At 51.8% G+C, this 21,780-nt stretch carries 25 protein-coding genes; 17 read left to right on the top strand and 8 right to left on the bottom strand.

From position 1 onward, the window contains the following. Nucleotides 1-71 precede the first annotated feature (71 nt). The 9 genes from C816_RS22120 (at nt 72) to C816_RS19470 (ending at nt 10,591) form a co-directional block, all read left to right on the top strand. Nucleotides 72-2,144 carry an efflux RND transporter periplasmic adaptor subunit gene (locus tag C816_RS22120; RefSeq protein WP_016324135.1) on the top strand — a complete coding sequence of 691 codons (2,073 nt, stop codon included), beginning with the start codon at nt 72-74 and terminating at the stop codon, nt 2,142-2,144. 4 nt (nt 2,145-2,148) lie between these two features. Further along, entirely contained in the window at nt 2,149-3,345 is a 1,197-nt protein-coding gene (locus tag C816_RS19505) for an ABC transporter permease (protein WP_016324134.1), read from the top strand. A 91-nt stretch (nt 3,346-3,436) separates the two neighbouring features. Next, nucleotides 3,437-3,919: a hypothetical protein gene (locus C816_RS19500; RefSeq protein ID WP_016324133.1), complete on the top strand. Its 483-nt coding sequence runs from the start codon at nt 3,437-3,439 to the stop codon at nt 3,917-3,919. A 4-nt stretch (nt 3,920-3,923) separates the two neighbouring features. Further along, nucleotides 3,924-4,607, top strand: a complete 684-nt coding sequence (locus tag C816_RS19495) for an ABC transporter ATP-binding protein (protein ID WP_016324132.1) — start codon at nt 3,924-3,926, stop codon at nt 4,605-4,607. A gap of 150 nt (nt 4,608-4,757) precedes the next feature. After that, a complete protein-coding gene (locus tag C816_RS19490) occupies nt 4,758-5,360 on the top strand; it encodes a hypothetical protein (protein WP_016324131.1) in 603 nt (200 codons plus the stop codon). Nucleotides 5,361-5,525: 165 nt separating this feature from the next. Further along, nucleotides 5,526-6,200, top strand: coding sequence for a response regulator transcription factor (locus C816_RS19485; protein ID WP_016324130.1), 675 nt, complete (start codon nt 5,526-5,528; stop codon nt 6,198-6,200). Then, nucleotides 6,188-7,357, top strand: a complete 1,170-nt coding sequence (locus C816_RS19480; protein WP_040656239.1) for a sensor histidine kinase — start codon at nt 6,188-6,190, stop codon at nt 7,355-7,357. The genes C816_RS19485 and C816_RS19480 overlap by 13 nt, the downstream gene beginning before the upstream one ends. A gap of 85 nt (nt 7,358-7,442) precedes the next feature. Beyond that, nucleotides 7,443-8,117, top strand: a complete 675-nt coding sequence (locus C816_RS19475) for an ABC transporter ATP-binding protein (protein WP_016324128.1) — start codon at nt 7,443-7,445, stop codon at nt 8,115-8,117. Next, nucleotides 8,114-10,591, top strand: a complete 2,478-nt coding sequence (locus C816_RS19470; protein WP_016324127.1) for an ABC transporter permease — start codon at nt 8,114-8,116, stop codon at nt 10,589-10,591. The genes C816_RS19475 and C816_RS19470 overlap by 4 nt, the downstream gene beginning before the upstream one ends. A 118-nt stretch (nt 10,592-10,709) precedes the next feature. Here C816_RS19470 and C816_RS19465 read toward each other — a convergent pair whose 3' ends face one another. The 6 genes from C816_RS19465 to C816_RS19440 are packed head-to-tail and all read right to left on the bottom strand — an operon-like array spanning nt 10,710 to nt 15,618. Next, nucleotides 10,710-11,027, bottom strand: coding sequence for a winged helix-turn-helix domain-containing protein (locus C816_RS19465; RefSeq protein ID WP_016324126.1), 318 nt, complete (start codon nt 11,025-11,027; stop codon nt 10,710-10,712). Nucleotides 11,028-11,068: 41 nt separating this feature from the next. Then, complete coding sequence (locus C816_RS19460) at nt 11,069-11,863, bottom strand: CPBP family intramembrane glutamic endopeptidase (protein WP_016324125.1); 795 nt, start codon at nt 11,861-11,863, stop codon at nt 11,069-11,071. Beyond that, nucleotides 11,853-12,587: a hypothetical protein gene (locus C816_RS19455; protein WP_016324124.1), complete on the bottom strand. Its 735-nt coding sequence runs from the start codon at nt 12,585-12,587 to the stop codon at nt 11,853-11,855. Before C816_RS19455 ends, C816_RS19460 begins: the two co-directional genes overlap by 11 nt. Further along, the gene (locus tag C816_RS19450) at nt 12,588-13,313 is read right to left on the bottom strand and encodes an ABC transporter ATP-binding protein (protein ID WP_016324123.1); all 726 of its coding nucleotides are present in this window, start codon (nt 13,311-13,313) and stop codon (nt 12,588-12,590) included. Further along, on the bottom strand, nt 13,306-14,556 hold the full coding sequence (locus C816_RS19445; protein ID WP_371254430.1) for an MFS transporter: 1,251 nt from the start codon (nt 14,554-14,556) through the stop codon (nt 13,306-13,308). Before C816_RS19445 ends, C816_RS19450 begins: the two co-directional genes overlap by 8 nt. 57 nt (nt 14,557-14,613) lie before the next feature. Next, on the bottom strand, nt 14,614-15,618 hold the full coding sequence (locus C816_RS19440) for a MerR family transcriptional regulator (protein ID WP_016324121.1): 1,005 nt from the start codon (nt 15,616-15,618) through the stop codon (nt 14,614-14,616). Between the two features lie 133 nt (nt 15,619-15,751). Here C816_RS19440 and C816_RS19435 point away from each other — a divergent pair, with 133 nt between their 5' ends. The 5 genes from C816_RS19435 to C816_RS25210 all read left to right on the top strand — a co-directional run bounded on the left by C816_RS19435 (nt 15,752) and on the right by C816_RS25210 (nt 18,487). Next, nucleotides 15,752-16,645, top strand: a complete 894-nt coding sequence (locus C816_RS19435; RefSeq protein ID WP_016324120.1) for a helix-turn-helix transcriptional regulator — start codon at nt 15,752-15,754, stop codon at nt 16,643-16,645. Nucleotides 16,646-16,666: 21 nt separating this feature from the next. After that, on the top strand, nt 16,667-17,539 hold the full coding sequence (locus C816_RS19430; RefSeq protein WP_016324119.1) for an SPL family radical SAM protein: 873 nt from the start codon (nt 16,667-16,669) through the stop codon (nt 17,537-17,539). 243 nt (nt 17,540-17,782) lie between these two features. Then, complete coding sequence (locus C816_RS25220; protein WP_016324118.1) at nt 17,783-18,070, top strand: hypothetical protein; 288 nt, start codon at nt 17,783-17,785, stop codon at nt 18,068-18,070. Then, entirely contained in the window at nt 18,067-18,273 is a 207-nt protein-coding gene (locus tag C816_RS25215; RefSeq protein WP_016324117.1) for a VOC family protein, read from the top strand. Before C816_RS25220 ends, C816_RS25215 begins: the two co-directional genes overlap by 4 nt. After that, on the top strand, nt 18,263-18,487 hold the full coding sequence (locus tag C816_RS25210) for a VOC family protein (RefSeq protein ID WP_016324116.1): 225 nt from the start codon (nt 18,263-18,265) through the stop codon (nt 18,485-18,487). Before C816_RS25215 ends, C816_RS25210 begins: the two co-directional genes overlap by 11 nt. Before the next feature lie 225 nt (nt 18,488-18,712). Here C816_RS25210 and C816_RS19415 read toward each other — a convergent pair whose 3' ends face one another. Then, nucleotides 18,713-19,057, bottom strand: coding sequence for a helix-turn-helix domain-containing protein (locus C816_RS19415; RefSeq protein WP_016324115.1), 345 nt, complete (start codon nt 19,055-19,057; stop codon nt 18,713-18,715). 124 nt (nt 19,058-19,181) lie between these two features. Between C816_RS19415 and C816_RS19410 the strand changes: the two genes are divergently transcribed. Beyond that, nucleotides 19,182-19,712: an SLOG family protein gene (locus C816_RS19410; protein ID WP_016324114.1), complete on the top strand. Its 531-nt coding sequence runs from the start codon at nt 19,182-19,184 to the stop codon at nt 19,710-19,712. A gap of 42 nt (nt 19,713-19,754) precedes the next feature. Here C816_RS19410 and C816_RS22115 read toward each other — a convergent pair whose 3' ends face one another. Continuing rightward, nucleotides 19,755-20,204, bottom strand: a complete 450-nt coding sequence (locus C816_RS22115; RefSeq protein ID WP_016324113.1) for a hypothetical protein — start codon at nt 20,202-20,204, stop codon at nt 19,755-19,757. 169 nt (nt 20,205-20,373) lie between these two features. Here C816_RS22115 and C816_RS19400 point away from each other — a divergent pair, with 169 nt between their 5' ends. After that, nucleotides 20,374-20,928 carry an RNA polymerase sigma factor gene (locus tag C816_RS19400; protein ID WP_016324112.1) on the top strand — a complete coding sequence of 185 codons (555 nt, stop codon included), beginning with the start codon at nt 20,374-20,376 and terminating at the stop codon, nt 20,926-20,928. Next, a complete protein-coding gene (locus C816_RS19395) occupies nt 20,925-21,764 on the top strand; it encodes a hypothetical protein (protein WP_016324111.1) in 840 nt (279 codons plus the stop codon). Before C816_RS19400 ends, C816_RS19395 begins: the two co-directional genes overlap by 4 nt. Nucleotides 21,765-21,780: the final 16 nt, after the last annotated feature.

Below are 21,780 nucleotides of genomic sequence, written 5' to 3'. Positions count from 1 at the left end.
AACGAAAATCTAACATTCTGTTTGGTATCCTTGCGGTAGCACGTTCAACCTGGAAGAAAGGACATTTTATAATGAAGTTGTCAGACCTGCGGAAGCACAAGAAATTTTTGATTGCAGTTGTGTGCGTGTTGGCGGCCATAGCTATGGGTGCGGTTTTTTTACAGCCCAAAGCAGAGCCGGAGGACGATGTGATCTGGCGGGAATACCCCGTTAAGCTCGGCACGATTACGGCATCACTTGACGGCAGCGGATTGCTGGAGGCCACCGGCATCCATCATAGCTTCGATGTGGACTTGAAAATTGACCAGATACTGGTTGAGGCCGGACAGGAAGTAAAGGCGGGGGATACCCTGGTCACATATTCCAAAACTGCGCTTCAGGAGAAGATAGACGAATTGACAGCCTCCCTGCAGGCAGCCCAGCGGGCGTTGGAGGATGCCCAGAACAATAAGCGGAAGATGCAGCTGGAGGGCGTGCTCAGTCAGACCCAGGGCCAGCAGGATCAGGAAACGGCCTATGAGGGTTCCAAACGGGAGATTGAGAATGCGATTCAGAATGGGGAGCACACAGTCGCCCAGCTTCAGGAGAAGGTCGTCTCTTTACAGGAAGAACTGCGGCAGGTGAGTATGTCACAGGATGGCACCGCCGCCTCCGCTGATTTACAGAATTTGATGGCCCAAATGTCGCGTCTGAAAAAGGACATGGAGCGGCTGCAGGCGAGCAACACCGCTGCCGCCGGCGACCAGCAGATCGCCGCCCTGGTCCAGCAGCGCAGGGAGTTGTATGATCAGTTGGATGACATTGAGCGTCAGATCAGGGACGCTGAGAATACAATCAGCTACTTACAGCGGCTGGAGCAGGACCTGTCAGGTGTGCAGCAGCAGATCGCGTCGCTCCGTGTGCAGATTGCCGAGTTGGAGGCTGCCCAGCAGCAGGTCCCCACAACGTCTCCTGCGCCAGAGCCCACGCCAGACCCAACCACAGAACCCACGCAGACCCCGGACCTGCCAGAGGACCCTCCGCCCACGCAGCAGCCGGAGACGGAGCTCTTCCCGGAGACAGCGGCAGATAACGGGCAGCTTTCGGTCCTGAAGGCGCAGCTGGAGAACCTCCTGGCCGACGAAACCCGCCTGAAGGCTGAGATTGATGCCACAGCCGATCCGTCCGACCAACTCGCCTCACTCCGCTCACAGAGGCGAAGCACAGAACGCAGCATATCCAATGTCAACGACCAGATTGACGCCATGGAGGACTCGGCCCAGATTGCTGAGGATATCCAGAAAAAACAGAGTCAGATTGACAACCTACAAGCACAGATCAATGCGCTTTCTGCCAAGGAAGAGAAGATTGACTCACTGAGTGGCCAGATTGAGAAAGCGATAGAGGATATAAATACCGCCAACTTTGATTTGGAGACCCAGCGTATTGCCCTGGAGACACTGGAGACCAACCATAGTGCGCAGGTATCAAAGACGGAGGCCAACCAGGCGACGCAGTCCCAGATCGACGCGCTTACCGTTGAAACACTGAACAATGCTATTGAGAACGCACAGGCGGAGATCAGAAGCATCAATGCAGAATTGTCCGCAGCCCAGGCATTGCTCGCTACTCCCGCACTGTCCGCAAAGGCGGATGGGGTCGTCACACTGGTGAGCTATACCGAGGGGGATACCGTCCCCGCCGGGAAGTCCGTGGTGACGATTGGGGACAGCGGTGAGAAATGCGTGGCAGCGGAGATCCCGCAGGAGGACATAGGCGGCGTTGAGCTTGGCCAGGCGGTGGAGCTGCAGTTTGTGGCGGACCCGGACAACACGATCTCCGGGCGGGTGGTTGAGAAAAACCTTGTACCGACCCAGGGGACAGAGGGCGTTACATATACGGTGAAGATCGCCTTTGACGAGCCGCAGGAAGAACTACTGCAGGGCATGACTTGCAGTGTGAAGTTCATCCAGAAACGGGTGGAGAATGTTCTGACCCTGGCCAATAAGGCCATTACGCTGACAGATGGGAAACAGACAGTCATCGTCCAGATGGCGGACGGCTCCCATGAGGAGCGGGAGATTAAGACGGGCTTTTCCGATGGGCGCACCAGCGAGGTGACCAGCGGCCTGTCCGCCGGCGAAATTGTTGTGGTAGCGGGGTGAGTGTATGCGGCTGACAGAAACGCTCCGCATGATCTGGACGAATCTGCTCCAGAACAAGTCCAAGGTCCTGCTGACCTCTCTCGGCATTATTATCGGGACCCTGACCATCATCCTGGTAACCGCCATCGGCAAAGGCGGCGAGGAAGAGGTGGCCCGGCAGTATTCCAGTATGTCCGCTGAGACGATCTATGTTAATGTCATATACAGTGACAGGCTCGACTTTGCCAGCATACCGCGCATCTCCACAGAACACTTGGCGGTGATATTGGAGGAAAACCCCTACCTTGAGGGGATATATCTGCGTACCACACTGTTCCAGGAGACACGAATCGGACAGAAAAAGAAAGACCTCACCATTGCGGCTGTGACGCAGGGGTACAGTGAGATCTCCTCGCTGCCCATAGCGGAGGGGACCGATTTTGCGGATGCGGACTTTGAGGATGGAAGCCGTGTGGTGGTACTGGGCAATAATGTGGCGCAGCAGAACTTTGCCAGCCCGGAGGCCGCGGTCGGGGAATCCCTGGTCATCAACAACGCCCGCTATGAGATCATTGGGGTCCTGGCAAAGAAGTCCGAGGGCCTGCAGGGCCTGTCTCCGGACGACAGTGTTTTCCTGCCCCTCCAGACAGCGCAGAACGGCGATATGCTGGATGACTACGCCATACCTCAGGCGGTCGGCCTGGCCACCAGCACCGAGGTGATCGACCAGGCCATGACCAGGCTGAAAAGCTCACTTGATTATCTGCTGGAGGACAGCACGATGTACGGCATTGAGGATGCCGGCGGACGTATCGAGGCGGCCCTGCAGTCGGCCCGCACGATGAAGATGCTGCTGGTGTCGGTGGCCGCAATCGTGTTCCTGGTGGGCGGTATCGGTATCATGAATGTCCTGTTTGTTTCCGTGAAAGAGCGGACCAAAGAGATTGGCATTTTGAAAGCGCTGGGGACATCGAAAAAGGATATCCTGCTGCTGTTCTTGCTGGAGTCCGTTGAGATTGGCCTTTTTGGCGGGATTGTCGGCGTCCTGGTGAGCTTTGTGGCAATGCCGCTGATGCAGCGCACCGGCATTGCGGTATCACCCAGCGTGGAGGGCTGGGTCATCGCACTGTTCTTCGCAGTGGGTACTGCGGCGGTGTTCGGCTTCTATCCCGCCTATAAGGCCGCAGGACTGAAACCGATTGATGCGCTGACATATGAGTGAGAAGATTTTATGCTGTGGAGCCAGATTGTCCGCCAGGGCATCGAACTGCGGCTTAAAATAAAAATAATTGTTTTGAAAGGAACGGACCACTATGAAAACTCTGATGACATTACTGCTTACCCTTGCGATGCTGTTTACGCTGGCCGCCTGCGGCAGCCAGGCCGGTGGAGATCAGACCCAGGAGCCCAATCAGTCGGATGTCCTGGACGGCGATGTCTCCGGCGGAGAGGAGGAGAACTACGAGTCCCTCTACGGAAAGGTGACCAGCATCGTGGGCAATGAGATCGAGCTGGCCCTTGCGGAGCTGCCGGACGATGATGCTGGTGACGGTGACGATGACCCGGCGCCGGTCGAGCTTCCGGGCGGCATCGTTGTGACCCAGAAGGAGCCGATCAACGTGGAGAGCATGGAATATACCGGGGAGTCCCTGACGTTCACAGTCCCCGCAGGGACCCAGTTCTACAGCGACGGTCAGGAGACGGTCCTGTCGGCCGTCAAGAAGGGGAGCGTTGTGTCTGTTACTGTGGACAACCGGGAGGACATGAACATCCAGTCCATTGAGGTTTTGGGCTGACGGGATGGATGCGGAAAACATTGTAACACTGAGCGAGATTGAAAAGTCCTATACCGCCGGCGGCGAGCGGCTTTATGTACTGAAGCGGGTCAGCCTGACCGTCAACAAGGGCGAGTACCTGGCGATCCTGGGCGCGTCCGGGTCGGGAAAGTCCACGCTTATGAATATCATTGGGTGTATGGACACATCGGACTCCGGGCAATACCTTTTGGACGGTGTGGATGTGAACACCTGCAATGACGCTGGCTTGACAGCTCTGCGCAACCAGAAGATCGGGTTCATCTTCCAGAAGTACCATCTGATCCCCCAGTACACCGTGCTGCAGAATGTGATGCTCCCGCTGCTGATCCGGGGGAAGACCCGGACGGAAGCGGCAAAAATGGTAGAGGAGTACATACGGATGGTGGGCCTGTGGGAGCGCATCTCCCATAAGCCAAACGAGCTCTCCGGCGGCCAGCAGCAGCGTGTGGCGATTGCCCGGGCGCTGGTGACGGCACCGACCCTGCTTCTGGCGGACGAACCCACGGGCGCACTGGACTCCCAGACCGGCAAAGAGATCCTTGCCCTGTTCCAGCGGCTCAATGAGATGGGAAACACCATTATCATGATCACCCATGACCTGAGCGTGGCGCAGCACAGCAAGCGGATCGCACGGCTGGTAGACGGTGTCCTGTCATTTCAGGGGTAGGAGAGCCATACAAAACTTTCTAAAAAAGAATGAAACAGTGTAACCTATAGCCTTCCTTTTCCCACTTCTATCATAGAAGAATACCGTATTCGGTTTCAAACGGCTGACGAGTCGGCTGAAATAAATCTAATTGAAAGAAGGTTATTTGCAATGAAGAAACAGTTTATGCCCCTGGCCCTTGTATCCCTGCTGGTCTGCTCCCTGCTGTGTACCTCCGCATTTGCCGCCAACAGGGACACCCAGACGGAGCCCGCCGTGATCGAGGTGGATACTGCGGCCCTATTCTCCACCATTGAAAGCAACGAGGCGCAGATGGTCAATGTATTGGAGAAGCAGGCCGGTGCTGTTGTGGTCGCTCCTGAATTTTCCCACTTTAGTGATGTGGCGACCTCTAACGCATTGCAGGCGGACGGGGACGTTGAACAGACCGATTATGTCCCCGGCACTGAAAGCCATGGAGATGGCATTGACCCGGAGTCAAGCGGCGAGTTGGCTGCTGGAAAATCCTGGAGCTATGATGCGCAGTCTATGAGTAAAGGCCAGAAGATTACGATTAGCGTAGACTACACGCCCACCTCGTCCAATATGCAGATTGGTTTGAAGGACTCCAATGGTACGGTTTACTATACCACGGTTACTGGCGGTTCCGGTTCTGCAACCTTCAGCATCAACAAAACTGGCACCTATTCCATTTATGTGGGGAATCCCTCTTCTGTCAGCGTTAACTTTGATGTGTCCTATATCCTGGACTGAAACTCCGGCAAACCGGTACGATGAAATAGTTGAGCCTCATAAGCGGCACCAGGGGACGCACTGGTGCCGCTTAGTTGATTTGTCCGCTATGTTGCAGTAAATATTTCGGTGTGTTGATAAAATGTTGAAACTTGTATGCTAAACTGATCTAAAGGGGGTGCCGCAATGGACTATAAAATATTGATTGTGGACGATGAACCTGATATTGTCTCCATGCTGGCCAGTTTCTTCACAGGAAATGGCTATCAGGCCCTGACAGCCCATAGCGGTATGGAATCGCTCAGGCGAGTTGAGCAAAACCCGGACATTATTTTGCTTGACATCAATATGCCGGACATGGACGGCCTGGAGGTCTGCGAGTTAATCAGGGACCGTGTATCCTGCCCCATCCTCTTCCTGACAGCCCGGATTGAGGACCGGGACAAGGTGAAGGGTTTCTTTGCTGGCGGAGATGACTATATCCTAAAGCCCTTTTCGCTGATGGAACTGGAGGCGAGGGTGTGTGCCCACCTACGGCGGGAGGCACGGCACAAGGCAGACACCCGGCTAAGATTTGTCGGAAATCTTGCGATAGATTTTGCCAAGCGCCAGTTGTTTTGTGGGAAGGAAGAAATCCTCCTGACGAAAAAGGAATTTGACATTGTGGAGTTGTTGTCCCAAAACCCCGGTCAGGTGTTTGACAAGGAGCGAATCTACGAGAAACTGTGGGGGTATGACAGCGAGGGAGACAGCAGCGTCGTAGCGGAGCATATCCGCAGGATTAGAACAAAAATTGCCGCGCACACAGATCGGCCTTATATTGAAACAGTTTGGGGGTGCGGCTATAAATGGAGTCGGTAAAACGTCGCTGGTATAATATGTCCTTGCGAAAGGCGCTCGTCTGCTATGTTACTGCTGCTGCTGCTGTGCTGGCGCTGGCCCTGTGCGCGATCACCTCAAATCTTTGCGATTTTTTAGTCAAAGAGATTTATGAGGCATATCCTGAAACTGTGGAGAAATACTACTTGACCAACGAGCGGGGGGAGCGGCTGGGGGATGGAAGTTATGTCGGGAGAGATTTTGTACCGCTCTCCGCGAAGGATCAGCGAATGGTCGATATTCTTCGGGCCTTCCCTGGCGTCATAATACCGGTCTATTCCGCACTTTGCATTTTAGCAGCAGCCCTGCTGTTCTATCGGGATAAGCTGAAAAAGCCCCTTGCGGAGTTGCGCCTCGCATCTGAAAAAATCTCCAACAATGATTTGAATTTCACCGTAGCCTCCGACAGAGACGATGAATTGGGCCAGCTCTGCGCATCCTTTGAAACTATGCGGGAGGCTCTGGCCCAAAATTTCTCAGAGATGTGGAGGCAGATGGAGGAGCGAAAGCGACTGAACGCCGCTTTCGCCCATGATCTTCGGACGCCGCTCACTGTTCTGAAGGGGTACAACGAGATGTTACAGGCTGGCGGAGATGAACAGACTCGGGCCACCGCTGTCACCATGCAACGGCATATCTCTCGGCTGGAGCATTATGCGGATACCATGAGCCAGCTGCGCCGGCTAGAGGACACACAGCCCATTTGCCAGCAGACACCGCTGAAAACTCTCGCTGCTTCTTTGCATGAAAGCGGATCGATTCTATGTGGACAAATGGGGAGACAGTTTTTCATGCAGAACAAGGTCAATTCGCCAACGCTGACTTTGGACGGGGATCTGATTTCACAGGTACACAGCAACCTAATTGCGAACGCTATACGGTATGCCGTTGCATCCGTAACGCTTTGCCTAGAAGAAACGCAGGATGGCCTTCTGCTGTCTGTATCAGATGATGGACCTGGCTTTGATAAAATCAGTCTGGAAAAAGCGGCAGATCCCTATTTCACCAGAGAAAAGGCGGACCACTTTGGCCTGGGCCTTTACACCAGCAAGATACTTTGCGAGCATCATGGCGGCTGGCTGCGGCTTGAGAACACTCCTTCCGGCGCCAATGTGACTGCTTTTTTCAAAAGTAGATAGAAAGTTGGAATTTGTCCGCTATACTCCTCATGTAACGCATGGGGAGTATTTTCATCTCCCAATCAAGGAAAGGCGGTTCTTAATGATGACAGAAACCCCAATTTTGCAAACAGCTAATTTGAGAAAGTATTATCGGCAGGGAGATCATGTCACAAAGGCCCTCGATGGGGTAAGCCTCTCTGTAGATGCCGGGGAGTTCGTGGCGGTTGTCGGCACCTCCGGCTCCGGCAAGTCTACGCTGCTCCATATGTTGGGCGGACTTGATACGCCCACCTCCGGGGACATCATTGTGGGCGGGAAACGGCTCTCGAAAAAGAGTGAGGAGCAGATGGCAGTGTTTCGCCGCCGCCATATTGGCTTTGTTTTCCAGAATTACAATCTGGTACCAATTCTGAACGTCTATGAGAATATCGTCTTACCTGTGCAGTTGGATGGAAGAAAAGCGGACAAGGACTTTTTGGAGGAGATTGTCTGCTCCCTCGGCCTCCAGGACAAGCTCCAGAGCCTCCCCAATAACCTCTCTGGTGGCCAGCAGCAGCGGGTCTCCATCGCCCGCGCCCTGCTTACGAAACCGGAAATCATCCTAGCAGACGAGCCCACCGGAAACCTGGACAGCAGAACCAGCGAGGACGTGCTTGCCCTGCTGAAGGTCACCAGTACTAAATTCCATCAGACCACCATTATGATAACACACAATGACGCCATTGCGCAACTGGCAGACCGAATCATTCGCATCGAGGATGGGAGGATCAAGGAATGAGACACGGAAAGAGACTGATCAAAACACAATCGTCAGTTCAGATCGTTGCCCAGCGTTCCTTTCACAACAGCCGTGCTACAAACCGGTTGATTGCCGTTGCAGCTATCATCGTGGTTATTCTGATTACAGCCACCTGCAGCGTCTTGTTTAATCTGCAGAATTTTTCCACGCTGCAAACTCTGAAAAGTTATGGAACGACTACGGAAATCATTTTCTCCAACCCTAGTACTGCGCAGCTGACCAAACTGGAGGAAAGTAATCTTGTGCAGAAGCCCTTGTATACTTCCTACAGACTGGGACGGCTGATTGGAAACCCCGGTCAGTCCGGTCTTAGTATTGACCTGTGGGCGGTTGAAAATTGGGACACCTGGAGCAGTCCGCTGGTTTCTAATCTACAAGGGCGTTACCCAGTTGAGGCAGGCGAGGTCATGCTGTCCACCTGGCTACTGGAACGGTTTGAGATTGAGCCAGTGATTGGCACAGAGATCACATTTTCCGTTGGCTGGGATGATTGTGATGCGGTGCAGGAGGAGACATTTTATCTATGTGGCTTCTATACCGATACATCCTATATTGACACGACATCAAAGCAAAAGGTCTTTCTGTCCGCTGCGGTTCTTGCACAGCATGAATTGCCGGCGTCAATCGCTGGATTTTCCGTTTCGGCTGGCAGTGGCCAGAGGGATTTGAACCAGGTCATCAATCAGCTTGGACTGACAGAGCAACAGACGGTTACAGTTTTGTCTGCCGGGAAGATGTCGCTTCAGGATATGGTTTTGGCCCTGGCGGTCATCCTGTTTTTTATGGTAGATGGCTTTTTAATCATTTTCAACATCAACTCCATTTCCGTTACCAAGGACATTCAGTTTTATGGCCTACTGAAGACCATTGGAATCTCCCCCAAGCAGTTAAAGCGGGTAATCTATTACCGGATGGCTCGGATATTGCTGATGGCTCTTCCCGCTGGGTTGCTCCTCGGCTGTATTATAACGCAATGGATCGTGCCCCTGCTGTTGGGAAATTTGCTGGAAGGTTTCACTCAGGCAAACCTCCATTGGGCGGTACCTGTTGTATCGGCCATTTTTTCCTGCGCAATAGTTTTTTTCAGTTTTGCCATGACGGCGCGGAAGGTTCTGGCTGTTTCGCCCATGGCCGCGCTGCGTTACACTGAGGAAGGCATTAAGCGAAAGACCAGCCGCTCCAGCGATCACGCTACGATGCCTTGGATGGGGCTGAGGAACGCTTTCCGGCATCCCACCAAGGCTTTCTTTGTGATTGGGACCTTCTTTTTGAGCGGTGTGACTTTCCTGCTCTGTATGACAGTGCTGAATGGCCTGTCGGTAGATGAATACGTCAACTTTAATACTGCCCATGACATCGCCCTATATAACCATATGAGCCGGGCCTCATTCTCGCCCCAGGAGGAGCAGTCCTTTACGCCGGAAATTATAGCCCAACTGCAGGGGATAGAGGGTGTTGAAGCCTTTCGTACCACAAAGGTTGTTCCCATCTACGAGCAGTATTCTGAGGAGGTATATGGAGACTGGTATCAGATCAAGAGTGAGTTTGAGAAGTCAAATGGAGTGGAACCGACGGATCCGCAGATTTGGATCGACAATCCCAGTGCGGCGTTTTGGGGACTGCTGGTGGGCGTGGATCGTGATGTAATCACTGCCTATAACCAGTCGGCGGAAACGCCGGTGGATATTGATGCCTTTGAACGTGGGGAATTTTTGATGACCACAGGCATGAATGGGGACGGGCTGCACCAAGGGGATATGATAACCTTTTTTGTTATGGATACAGACCAGCAATTTCAGTTGCCTATCAGGGGGCAGCTCCCGCTGGAGCGGGATGGAATGAACGGCGGCGCGGCTCCGTGGCTGGTAGTATCCAATAAAGTCATAGACCAGTATAGGCCGGACGCCATCATCTACTCTATTAAGATTGACAGTAAACCTAAATATGAGCAGAACATTTTGGACCAAGTGATGTCTTTAACAGAGCACATCCCGGCCATTTCAAGGACATCTAAGATAGAACTGGCACAGTCGCTTGCCGAGGTGAAAGACTCCCTGTCAAAACTGTCTATCTTTCTCACAGTGGTGCTGTTTTCCATAGGTATCCTCAATTTCATCAATACTATGAGCGCAAATGTGTTGAACCGTCAAAGAGAGTTTGCTGCGATGGAGGCAGTAGGAGCAACCAAGCGGCAGGTGTGTCAGTTGGTTGTGTGGGAGGGCTTTTGGTACTTTGTCTCTACGATGATACTGGTGCTTACCTTTGGTTCTGTTGCTGATGTCCTTCTATTTGGACTCATTCAAAATTCTCTGGAATTTGGGGTATTCTCTTACCCTGTTCTACCTTTGGTACTCTATTTATTGGCTACTTTGATCCCTTGCGGTATAATTCCATCAGGCATCTACCGGAAGGTCGGGATGGAGAGTATCATTCAACGGCTGCGAGAGGACTGATGTATTGGCGATCCTTGATTTTTACTAATGAAATTAGGTGTACCTCCTATGCGGCATCAGGGGATGCCGCATAGGAGGTTGTGCAAGTTGAGTAATATTGAGGTCCATAGTTCAGCTGCTACCTGTATGTAAATTTGTACCCATAGCCAGTAACAGTCTGGATTAAATCCGCATTGCCCAGCTTCCGCCGCAGTTGGCAAACTGTATTACGGATGATATGATTGCAGTCAATCGGATCCTCATGCCATATTGATGTATAGATCTGGGTTGGGGTAAGAACCCAGCCGGGATAATGAGCCAAGAGCAGGAGTACATTGAATTCTTTTGGGAATAGGATGACTTCTTCTCCCGATAGTGCGACAGTGTGGCATTGTGGGTCAATCACGAGATCATGATACTGGATAATGGGTAGGCGTTTTATTTCTGGTGGCTTCATAGTGGGTCACTCCAATGTATGATAATTATAGCAAGCAGCTGTTATGGTTTTGTTTTCATAAGATATGCTAGTCCCATAACTACCAATATTTGTATTACACTGATTGTAAGAGTCCTCATATTGGGAAAGCTGCATAGTGACGTGAGAGTATACATTCCACCCAAGACGGTATTTGACCAGGCATGGAGCAGAACGGATACCCAGATACTTTTGGTAATTCTGTGCGCTGCGGCCAGGGTTGCGCCCAGAGTAATGCAGAACAGCGTGAAAGCTGCAAAACTGTATGTGCTTTGTGATGAAGCAGGGATAAACCACAAGGGCAGATGCCATATGCTCCATACAGCACCTTCAATCAGCACAGCGATCAGAAACGGGAACCGCTTTTGCAGCAGCGGTTGGAGGATACCCTGCCAGCCGACCTCCTCCAGCCCGCCGCCATAAATCATCAGCGGCATAAACAGAACAAATAAGTACCAGGAATTGCCGGTGTAGCGCTCCTGAAGCGTACAGGCACAGAATTGGATCAGACCAAATAGAAGGAGGACGCCTAGACACCGTTTCATACTGTGCGTTTCGATAACTTTCCGCAGGAATGACCGCAGCATCATCCCATGGCATTTCCGCTCCACAATGAATGCCGCATAGGCGGGGGCCATCCCGCAGCCGAATCCAAGCCCGATATAGTACAGTACCTGTAGGAAAGCACTGCTGGACAACGGCAGGCGGTAAAGAAGGATCAGCAGCAGTTCGGTCCCCCAAGCAATCGAAAATGTAAGCAGCAGATAGGTGTTCATCATTGATTTTTCAATTTTAGTGAGGCGCATATTAAGTTTCATACCTTCCTTTCGCTGTGGACAGCTCCATGCTGTCCATACTGTTTGCCAGGTTCCACATGAGCAAGATACCCGTCAACAGCAGAATAGCGGTGAATAAAAGCAGCCCTGCAAAGTAGGCGTTAATTGCAGCCACAAAATTTGTCAGGAGCATACTGAACAGAACGGCACTGATGACGGTCATGGAATTGGACCTTCGGGCGAACCCGATGCGGATAGAGCACAGAGTAATACCACAGGCAAGGCAGGCTATCATAATAGAATTGCGTAGCGCGGTGACAAAGTGCGCAAGTACCAGTTGTTCCTCCACGAAGGAAAATGTGCTTGCTGCCATTGCAAAAGCAGTGAAACTGCACAGCGTCGTGCCTATTGCCGCTATGGATGTAAACATCATCAACAGCAGCGTTTTTGCCGTCAGGATACGTTTTGGGCTGATGGGATAGCTGAACAGTAAGATGGCCTGAGCACCGCAGTATTCCCGAATCACATACCGGTATCCCATAGCGGAGGACAGCGCGGAGAAGGCCATAAGCGCAATGGCGCCGTTGACGGCCATAATTCCAGAATAGGAAGAAAAGAGTACGGCGCTGTTCTGGCTGCCAGACTCCAGCTTCGGTACATAGGCAAATAGAAAAGACAGCCCCAGCAAGCAGAGAAATATGGCTGCTGCCGCAATGCAGTAGGGACATATATTCGTTTTTCGCAGCTCCAGTCGCAGTATCCGCATTTATGTGTTCCCTCCCAGCATAATTTTGAAAAAATAGTCCTCCAGCCCGTTTGGACAGGCTGCTCTGATTTCCGGCATAGAGATCTCCTGCGTGATAGAGCCGTCCGCAAGCACGCCTACCCGGTCGGCGATCTGCTCTACTTCGCTGAGGATGTGGCTGGAAATCAGAAGTGTCATATTGCGCTCCCGTGCCAGGGACAAAAACAGATCACGCATTTGCCGTATTCCAAGAGGGTCAAGACCGTTGAGCGGTTCATCCAAAATCAGAAGTTTGGGTGTGTGGCTGATAGCCCTGGCAATGGCAAGGCGCTGCTTCATACCCAGTGAGAATTGGGATACCGGCTGGCCATCAACGTCTCCAAGACCTACGGCAGCCAAGGCGCTGCGGATTCCGGAACAGCTGCATCCCATGTATTCCAAGTGTATCTCCAGATTGGCCAGTGCGGAGAGATGTTCATAGAAGACTGGAGTTTCAATCATAATACCCATATCCTTTAAGAACGCCCGTCTCCTCATGGTTATAGGCTGCCCGTTAAACACAATCTCCCCCGAGGTTGGGTACAGCAGACCAGCGAGCAATTTGAAAGCGGTGGTTTTTCCCGCACCATTGACGCCCAGCAGCCCATAGATTGCCCCGCTCTCTACACGCAGGTTGATTTGGTGCAAAACCTCTCTACTTGCATATGTTTTTGTCACTGACCGCATTGCTATCATTGGATTAGCCATTGCTCGTTACTCCCCCCAATTCACTTAGAACTTTCTTTGCATATAGAGCAATACACATTGAGATTGCACCTGCGCCGGTTATGATGGGAACGGCGCTTATTTGCTCAAGAAAAATCCCGTAAGTCAGTTGCCCAATGGGTTGAGCACACATGATCAGCGTCATAATGCAGGCGATGACTTTCCCAATCAGATGTTCCGGCGTTTCCCTCTGTACGACCGCAAGCATTTGGATGCTGAACATAGTAGAAAAAATTGTAATTGCGGTACCAGTGCCCGACAGAATCAGATACTTCAAATAAGGAGTATTGCTCCAGAGCATCCCCGCTCCCATCAGCAGCGTGAGCATGGCGCAGAGGATCAGAAATACATAAGCTCGCTCTGGCTGAAGCCGCTTGCCAAGGAGCGCAGTCAATAGGCCGCCAAGCACACCTCCTGCCGCCAGCAGCCCCTGGGCGACTCCAAGCAGTTGATCGGAGAACCCTAAATGCTCCACAGTCAGCACCGGAATGCCGACGGTGATCATAGCCGAGAGAATCAGATTCAGACCCGCAATAATCAGAGATACTTTGAGGAATACCGGCTGATCGACACGCAGGAACCGGCAGCCTTCCAGCAGATCCTGCCTTGCGATTTGAAGGGCCGGTTTTTCCCGCGGACGCTTGACGAAGGGGATTTTGATGAAGATTTCCATGACTGCGGACAGGGCAAAACAACCCACGCTGATTTCTAAAATCGGCTCCAGCCCCCACAGACCATAGATCCACCCGCCTATGACCGGCCCAATAAAGTTCGCCATAGAACCGATCTGATTAACGATAGCACTGGCAGTCAGGATGTAATCTTTCGCAACCAGTGCCGGGATACTGGCCTGTACAGCAGGCTGGTATGTCCCGGATATCCCGTATAAAAGCATCAAGGTAACAATAAACAGAGGGATTGTTGGCGCCTTGCCCACCAGAAAATAGAATCCCGCTATGATGCCTGCTTTGGAAAAGTCCAGAAGCACCATGATGTTTCGCTTATTCACCCGGTCAGCCAATACGCCGCCCAGCAGAGAGAGAAGGATCATCGGCAGGAGAGAACAGGCTGTCACCATGCCAAACAGAGCCGATGATCCGGTTTCCCGGAGCAAAAAGAGCGGCAAGGAAAAGCGCAGGATCGCGTTGCCAAATAGAGAGACTATTTGACCCGCGATTGCCAGCGCAAAATCCCTGCCCAATAATTTGTGATTCAATATCGCCACCTCCTTGACACAAAAAGTGTAAGGCCGGTGGGAACCCCCAAGTCAAGAGGGAATTTTTTATTTAAGTGGGACCCACACCTCGTAGAAATGCTGATCTGTAGTCTTCTTCAGCATAACGAATCGAATGAAGATATAGACTACACCCCGGAAAGACGCCTTGTGCTCCGTTGCCCAGTTATGGCACAGGTCAAACATCTTCTCAGGTACAGAAGGATCATTATTGTCAGCAATCAGGGTGGTATAGAGGCATTTCCCATGCTCCAGAAATGTCTCTGCCCGGCTCATTCGGACAGCAGGCTTCACAACATACATTTCAGAGCCCTTATAGCCTGTATCGTCAAACGAAATTGCGCGAACCAGGTTGGAAAGGATATCTTCCTGTTCCAAGTCGAGAAATTTCAGGACCCGGTTCCGGTACTCGCCAAAGGAGGAGACTGAGGGCAGCGTTTCCCGGACACAGTAAAGTGGAAGTTCTCGGATTGAAAATGAGCCAGCTATATCCGGGACAGATTCGCAAAACGATTGTGCTTCTACCAGGCGATGGCGCATCTGCTGAAGCTGGGCAATTTTTCGATCTAAGAGATCCAACTGGCTGTGCATAAGGGCCGCACAGTCCTCCGGCGCCGCCGCCGTCAGGAGTTCCCGGATTTCTACAGGCGAAAATCCGCGCTTTCTAAAGAAATCAATGGACATCAGCCGGGACATATCATACAGATCGAACTCTCGGTACTGGCTTTGACTGCTCCGTTTTGGCTGAATCAATCCTACATCCTCATAGTAGCGCAGTGTTTCGCGGGTAAGGCCAAGGGTTTGGTAGACGTCGGTGGTATGATAAGTTTCAGCCTCCCCACTGGATTCCAGCGAACCGCCTGCTGATACGATTGTTTTGACCGTTTGCTTTTTGCAGCGCTGGTCTAGCGGCTTTTCTGCGCTGGCAGGTATCAGCCAGGTTTTTCCCTTTTTGTGAGTGCCAACAATTCTTCCCGTCTCACAGTACCGGGCGACCATGCGGCTGGTGATACCCCACTTTTTTGAGAATTCTGTGGCAGTCAGGTAGTCCATATCGATCCCTCCTGACCATACTATAATTCAGATGTCGGAACAATACAAGCATAATCATATTTGAGAAGTAGAAAAAACTTGACTTCCGGTGTCCAGTTTTTTGTGTTATACTGCGCCCAAGAGGTGATGACTGATGCAGGAGAGCAGGCTGTTCAAAATTGTTTACTACCTGCTGGAAAAGGGGCAGGCCACTGCCCATGAGCTGGCGGAGAAGTTTGAGGTATCGGACCGGACCATCTACCGGGATATTGATGCCCTGAGTGCAGCGGGGATCCCTGTTTACACGGAGACCGGCCGGACCGGCGGCGTTCGTCTGCTGGGCAGCTTTGTCCTGGATCGGACCGTCTTATCTGAGGCAGAGAAACATGAGATCCTTGCGGCCCTGCAAAGCATGGGCGGTACAGTTGGCGTCCAGGACAGGGATACCTTGAATAAACTTTCTGCTTTATTTGATGTCAGTACAGAGAGCTGGCTGGAGGTGGACTTCTCCCGCTGGGGCGGTGAGGGGAGCGATAACGAGAAATTTGAGCGGCTGAAGGCAGCAGTGATCCATCGCAGGAGTGTGCGCATCACTTACGCCAATGCCAACGGTTCCATCAGCAGCCGGGGCGTACACCCTTTGAAGCTCTCCTATAAATCAAGGGCATGGTACTTGAAGGCGTTCTGTGTGGAAAAGCAGGATTACCGCACCTTCAAACTGACCCGCATTCTGGAGCTAGAGATGCTGGAAGATCAGTTTTCACCGCATCCGCCCCCGCCCAAAACAGACTTTTCACAGTTCGATAATGAGAAAATCGTCCTGCGCTTTCCAGAATCGCTGGCTTATCGGATTTATGACGAGTTCAATCCGGAGACCGTGAAACGTGAGGACGGGGTGCTGGTTGTAACGGTATGGATGCCGGTGGATGAATGGCTGACCAGATATCTGTTGACCTTTGGAAGTGAAATAGAGGTGTTGGAGCCGCCAGAGCTGCGGCCCATGTTGGCGGAGCTTGGGAGAGCTATCTATGAAAAATATAGAGACTGACCGGACGGGGAGGGGTAGCCCGTGCATTATGTGGATGCAAAAGGGATTTTATCTGCGAAAAACGGCATGAATCTGTATCGCGGCTGTTCTCACGGCTGCATCTACTGCGACTCCAGGAGCAAGTGCTATCATATGGAGCATACCTTTGAGGACATTGAGGTAAAACGGAACGCCATCCCATTGCTGGCGGATACGCTCCGGCGGAAGCGCCGCAGATGTATGATCGGTATGGGCGCCATGACCGACCCCTACATTCCACTGGAACTGGAGCTGGGACATGTCCGGCAGGCCCTCGCTCTCATATATGAACATGGCTTCGGGGCTACCCTTATCACCAAGTCCAATCGAATCCTCCGGGACATCGACCTGCTTGAAAAGATCAATAAAAGGGCCAAGTGCGTGGTACAGATGACCCTGACGACCTACGACGAGGCACTGTGCAGGAAGATCGAACCCAATGTCTGTACCACCAGAGAGCGGTTTGAGGTTTTGAAGCAGCTGCGTGATGCAGGCATCCCCACGGTGGTGTGGCTGGCGCCAATCCTGCCTTGGATTAACGATACTGAGGAAAACATATCAGGTATCCTGAACCTGTGCATCCAGGCGAAGGTCTACGGAGTGCTCTGTTTCGGTATGGGGCTTACACTGCGGGAGGGCAACCGGGAATACTTTTACGCACAACTGGACCGGCTGTTTCCGGGATTGAAGGAGAGGTATGTGCGCCGGTACAGGAATCAGTATATCATCGACAGTCCCAACAGCGGCTGCCTGATGCGCCTGTTCCATCAGACCTGTGGAAAGCATGGAATCGTGCATAGTAAGGAGCAGATATTCTCCTATCTGCAAACCTTTGAAGAAAAGCCTGTGGCAGAGCAAATCAGTTTATGGGGTTAAAAACCTTGACATAAGGTGTTCATATTTCTTTGTTAAAATATAAGTATCCAGCAAAAAAATAAATCAAACTATGGAGGAAAAATTGTGGGATCTATTTGTGGAGCTGATTGTACGAAGTGTGAGTTCACCAGCGCCTGTGCAGGCTGTACGGAAACCAACGGCGCTCCTTTTGGGAGGCCGTGCCTTGTTGCGGGGTGTTGCCGGAAAGGTGAGAACGCATTACAGGAACTGAAGGACAAGCTGATGGCGGCGTTCAACAATCTTGGCATTCCAGATATGCCGCCGGTGAGAGAACTCTACGCTTTGAAGGGCTCTGTGATCAACATTACGTACACACTGCCAAGCGGTGAAATCATGAAATTTTGGGATGGTGACAAGATTTATCTGGGGTATCAACTTCCCAAACAGGGCAGCGACAGGAGCTATGGGATCGTCGCTGACGAACAATACCTTATGGTATCTGAGTACAGCGGCTATGGCTCTGATGCTGAAATCGTAGTCTTTAAGCGTTGGGAGGGTAAAACCGAATGACGACCATAACGCCGAATTTTAATTTTGATGGCAAATGCGGGGAGGCGATTACACCCTACCAGCAGGCGTTCGGCGCCAAAGTGGACTGCCTGCTCCACTATCGGGACGCAGACCAGTCGGATTTCAAGCGGGAACTATCCGAGGAGCAAAAGGGTTACGTCTATCACGCGGAGCTCCACATCGGCGGCCATTATGATGGCTGACAACCTGGACATTCTGTTCCGGCCCAGTACAGCATTATCGTTGACTGTGACCATGAGCAGAAAAGAGGAAGTCTTAGCAGCATTTGAGGTGCTGGAAAATGGGGGCGAGGTAATTTATCCGCCCCACAGTACCACATACAGTTCCTGTACCACCAATGTGATTGACCGGTTCGGATTCCGGTGGGTTATTATGACAGAGCAGACCGAACATTGAGTAAAATGAAAAATGCGGGGTATGACTGACGATGTGGTTCAGTCTGCCCCGCATTTTCATTTTGTCTGCGACAATTTAATACAATTTCTGGAAGCACCTTTCTTGACTTTCTCCGGGTGGGGGCCTAAAATGTAGCAGGGGTAAGACAGCAAACTAAACAATGCGGTCAAACGGAAAGAACGCACAACAACAAAAGCGAGGTATGACATATGGCCATACGGTCAGTCATGCCTCGCTTTTATCATCGGGGATAACAGCGGCGATAAAGCTGTTGACGATATCCTCCAGGTGCCGGTATTGCGCCGGAGAAAGTTGGGATACTTTAGAGAATAGAACGGATTGATCGTCGCTGGAAATTGTTCCAAATAATAGATAGTCCGCGCTGATCTTCAGAGCACCACATAGCTTGATGATGTTTTCCGGGCGCAGAGCCTTAATGCCATTTTCGGCTGTGGATATGGTCTGAGTTGTCATGTCGGCCCGTTCTGCAACTTCTTCCTGTGTAAGGCGGAGCTGTTTCCTACGCGCTGATAGCCGCTGCCCCATCTCCTTTAATAACATTTCTTCCATTGCACCCCTCCTATGGATAATATTCTACCCGCTATAACACAAAAAATTAACAGGCTATGGATAGAATAAATTATCTAAAGCGTATATATTAGAACTATACCATTGAAAGGGAGAACAGAAAAGTATGAGAAGATCATGTGCGGTAACAGGCCCCAAACCGACTCGCTTCAAATTCGGCTACAAAGAGGATTATTCACTGTGTAAGAAAATTAAAAAGGCTATGCAGGAGCAATTCAAGCGGCTCTACAATGAAAAAGGCGTTCGCCGGTTTTACATTGGCGGCTCCATAGGCGTGCATATCTGGGCTGGTGAGTTAATCTTACAGATGAAGGCGCAGCCAGGCTATGAGGATATAGAACTGGTTGTCGTGCTGCCGGCCCCCGGCCATAGCGCGAGGTGGGACGTGCGCAGCCGGAAGCGGTTGGAGCAGCTGCTGAAAAACTGCACAGAGCAGCTGACGATAGGGAGCCAGCCCAATCCAGAGAACTATGCCAAGCAAAACCGTTACCTGGTGGACCATGCGGACTTTCTGGTAGCGGTCAGTGACGGTGAAGGGGAGATGGTAGGGTACGCCAGGAAAAAGAAAATGGGTATCCTGCGGATCCATCCGGATACTGCGGCGGTAGATGGTGATGTGTGGGGCGATAGAGCATGAACAAACTGGGCAGTCATCTGTTTTGGATGACCGCCCAGCGATTTATACCAGGTATTTCAGGATTGTCTCATACCAACTTCTCAGGTCATGGTAGTGGATCCAATGCCGCTCCAGACCGTGATGTGCTGAACAACCGGCAGGAGTTACTTCAAACAGCCGATGGAACTCCGCAGTCGGCCCTATGTATACGGGGATATTGAAGGTTAGAGGGGCGGGATGATATCTGAACTGATCACCAGTAATGTCGATAACTAATCCATCCAAGACAAGCCAGGCGTGGTGCCAACTATCCTCAGGATCATCACCGTAATATGTGCCGCTTACATAGGTAATTGGGCCTATCCCATTATCAATCAGATATTGGGCCAGCATATCGCTAGTATGCCCGCACTGTCTGGTGGGGAACTTTCTAAAAAACGAGCCCGGTTCATAATTGGTCTGCGCGTCTTCAATGGCTTTACGGAAATTGCGGACTAATGTTTCTAATTCCATCGTACATCTCCTGGTATTCTAAAGGATTGACAACTATTATATCACGCCGACCCTGTAGTCACAAGGTGGGAAGAAAAAACAGAAAATATTTTTAGTGGGTGTAACCTGCACTGCTCCGAATCCCACTATAGGGGTGAGAGGCCCTCAACACCAAATGGAGGATATGACCGTGGAAGACGATAAAATCATTGACCTGTTCTGGACGCGCGACCAGACGGCCATTGAAGAGACCGGCATAAAGTATGGCAGCAGGCTTCAGCGGCTGGCCATGAAGATTCTATACAGCCGCGAGGATGCGGAGGAGAGTGTCAACGACACCTATCTGTCGGCCTGGAACACCATCCCGCCCCAGAGACCCGTGTATTTCTTTGCGTTTCTAGCAAAAATATGCCGGTTTGCAGCCTATGGAAAGCTGGATTGGAAAACAGCTCAAAAGCGTCAGGCGGAGGTTGTGGAATTGACCGCTGAGTTGGAGACCTGCATCCCGGACGCTGCAGCCCAGGCCGCCTTTGACAGCCGGGAACTGGGGGAACTGCTGAACATATTCCTTGGGACATTGACTGAGGAGAAGCGGTTGATTTTCCTGCGCCGGTACTGGTTTGAGGACTCCGTGAAAGATATTGCCAAACGATATGGGATTGGGGAGAGCAAGGTGAAGACCACCCTGCTGCGTACCCGGACCAATCTGAGAAATTTCTTGGAGAAGGAGGGAATCCATCTATGAACGGGAAAGACCTGCTGATGGGTTTAGGGCATGTAGACGAGGTGTACATCCAGGCGGCGGAAGAAAAGACACTGAGGAAGCCCTTTGGTACGGCATTAAGGCGCTATGGCGCTATGGCGGCCTGCTTTGCGGTGTTGATCGTTGCCGCTACGGTATTCTATACGCGCAGCCCCGTTGGGCCCACGCCGCCCGGACCAGTTGTTGAGCCCCCTGACATCAGCCAGCCGCCTGAGTTCGTCCCGGAGGAAGTGACTGTAGATATGGGGCAGGTCTACTTCAACGATGCAATAGGCCCGCAGGAGGATATATGGTATGACCCGGATGTTTACACCATTACTCCGTTGAGCGGGCAGGCGTATGCAGACTATTATCAGCGGGGGCTTACACCGCCCTGGCTCCCGGATGGGCTGTCTCCAGCAAAATGGAACGATACCGCGGAGCAGATAACAGCGGCAGATGGCACGGTGATCAGCGATATTGCCAACCTTGGTTTCTATTCTGGCTACTATGAGGACGGCACACCGGAACTGTACGAGAATACCAACGCCGTCAAAGGCCTGAGTCTGTCGGCCTCCCGGATCGGAGCACTCCCTCAATGGGACTATGTTCTGCCTGAGCAGGAGCGCCAGACCACGGATATTGACGGCATAGCGGTCACTTTGGGCGTGAGTATCTGTCCATGCGAGCCAGCTGGAACGGTGGAAGTGATCAATGCTGAGTGGGAGTCGGGTGGGCTACACTTCCAGCTGACAGCCCAGCAGATCGAGCGGACGGACGTGGTCAAGACCATCGCATCTATCATCGCCGGTACAGCGGACATTACGATCATCAACTGAATAACTGACATAGGAG

It is taken from the genome of Oscillibacter sp. 1-3, assembly GCF_000403435.2.
Taxonomy (GTDB): Bacteria; Bacillota; Clostridia; order Oscillospirales; family Oscillospiraceae; genus Oscillibacter.
The sequence above is the reverse complement of the archived record's forward strand: the minus strand, read 5'-3'. Positions and strand labels throughout refer to the sequence as shown.

Coding starts and splice junctions, on each gene's coding strand:
- C816_RS22120 (WP_016324135.1), top strand. CDS start 72: ATGAAGTTGTCAGACCTGCGGAAGCACAAGAAATTTTTGATTGCAGTT.
- C816_RS19505 (WP_016324134.1), top strand. CDS start 2,149: ATGCGGCTGACAGAAACGCTCCGCATGATCTGGACGAATCTGCTCCAG.
- C816_RS19500 (WP_016324133.1), top strand. CDS start 3,437: ATGAAAACTCTGATGACATTACTGCTTACCCTTGCGATGCTGTTTACG.
- C816_RS19495 (WP_016324132.1), top strand. CDS start 3,924: ATGGATGCGGAAAACATTGTAACACTGAGCGAGATTGAAAAGTCCTAT.
- C816_RS19490 (WP_016324131.1), top strand. CDS start 4,758: ATGAAGAAACAGTTTATGCCCCTGGCCCTTGTATCCCTGCTGGTCTGC.
- C816_RS19485 (WP_016324130.1), top strand. CDS start 5,526: ATGGACTATAAAATATTGATTGTGGACGATGAACCTGATATTGTCTCC.
- C816_RS19480 (WP_040656239.1), top strand. CDS start 6,188: ATGGAGTCGGTAAAACGTCGCTGGTATAATATGTCCTTGCGAAAGGCG.
- C816_RS19475 (WP_016324128.1), top strand. CDS start 7,443: ATGACAGAAACCCCAATTTTGCAAACAGCTAATTTGAGAAAGTATTAT.
- C816_RS19470 (WP_016324127.1), top strand. CDS start 8,114: ATGAGACACGGAAAGAGACTGATCAAAACACAATCGTCAGTTCAGATC.
- C816_RS19465 (WP_016324126.1), bottom strand. CDS start 11,027: ATGAAGCCACCAGAAATAAAACGCCTACCCATTATCCAGTATCATGAT.
- C816_RS19460 (WP_016324125.1), bottom strand. CDS start 11,863: ATGAAACTTAATATGCGCCTCACTAAAATTGAAAAATCAATGATGAAC.
- C816_RS19455 (WP_016324124.1), bottom strand. CDS start 12,587: ATGCGGATACTGCGACTGGAGCTGCGAAAAACGAATATATGTCCCTAC.
- C816_RS19450 (WP_016324123.1), bottom strand. CDS start 13,313: ATGGCTAATCCAATGATAGCAATGCGGTCAGTGACAAAAACATATGCA.
- C816_RS19440 (WP_016324121.1), bottom strand. CDS start 15,618: ATGGACTACCTGACTGCCACAGAATTCTCAAAAAAGTGGGGTATCACC.
- C816_RS19435 (WP_016324120.1), top strand. CDS start 15,752: ATGCAGGAGAGCAGGCTGTTCAAAATTGTTTACTACCTGCTGGAAAAG.
- C816_RS25220 (WP_016324118.1), top strand. CDS start 17,783: ATGGCGGCGTTCAACAATCTTGGCATTCCAGATATGCCGCCGGTGAGA.
- C816_RS25215 (WP_016324117.1), top strand. CDS start 18,067: ATGACGACCATAACGCCGAATTTTAATTTTGATGGCAAATGCGGGGAG.
- C816_RS25210 (WP_016324116.1), top strand. CDS start 18,263: ATGATGGCTGACAACCTGGACATTCTGTTCCGGCCCAGTACAGCATTA.
- C816_RS19415 (WP_016324115.1), bottom strand. CDS start 19,057: ATGGAAGAAATGTTATTAAAGGAGATGGGGCAGCGGCTATCAGCGCGT.
- C816_RS19410 (WP_016324114.1), top strand. CDS start 19,182: ATGAGAAGATCATGTGCGGTAACAGGCCCCAAACCGACTCGCTTCAAA.
- C816_RS22115 (WP_016324113.1), bottom strand. CDS start 20,204: ATGGAATTAGAAACATTAGTCCGCAATTTCCGTAAAGCCATTGAAGAC.
- C816_RS19395 (WP_016324111.1), top strand. CDS start 20,925: ATGAACGGGAAAGACCTGCTGATGGGTTTAGGGCATGTAGACGAGGTG.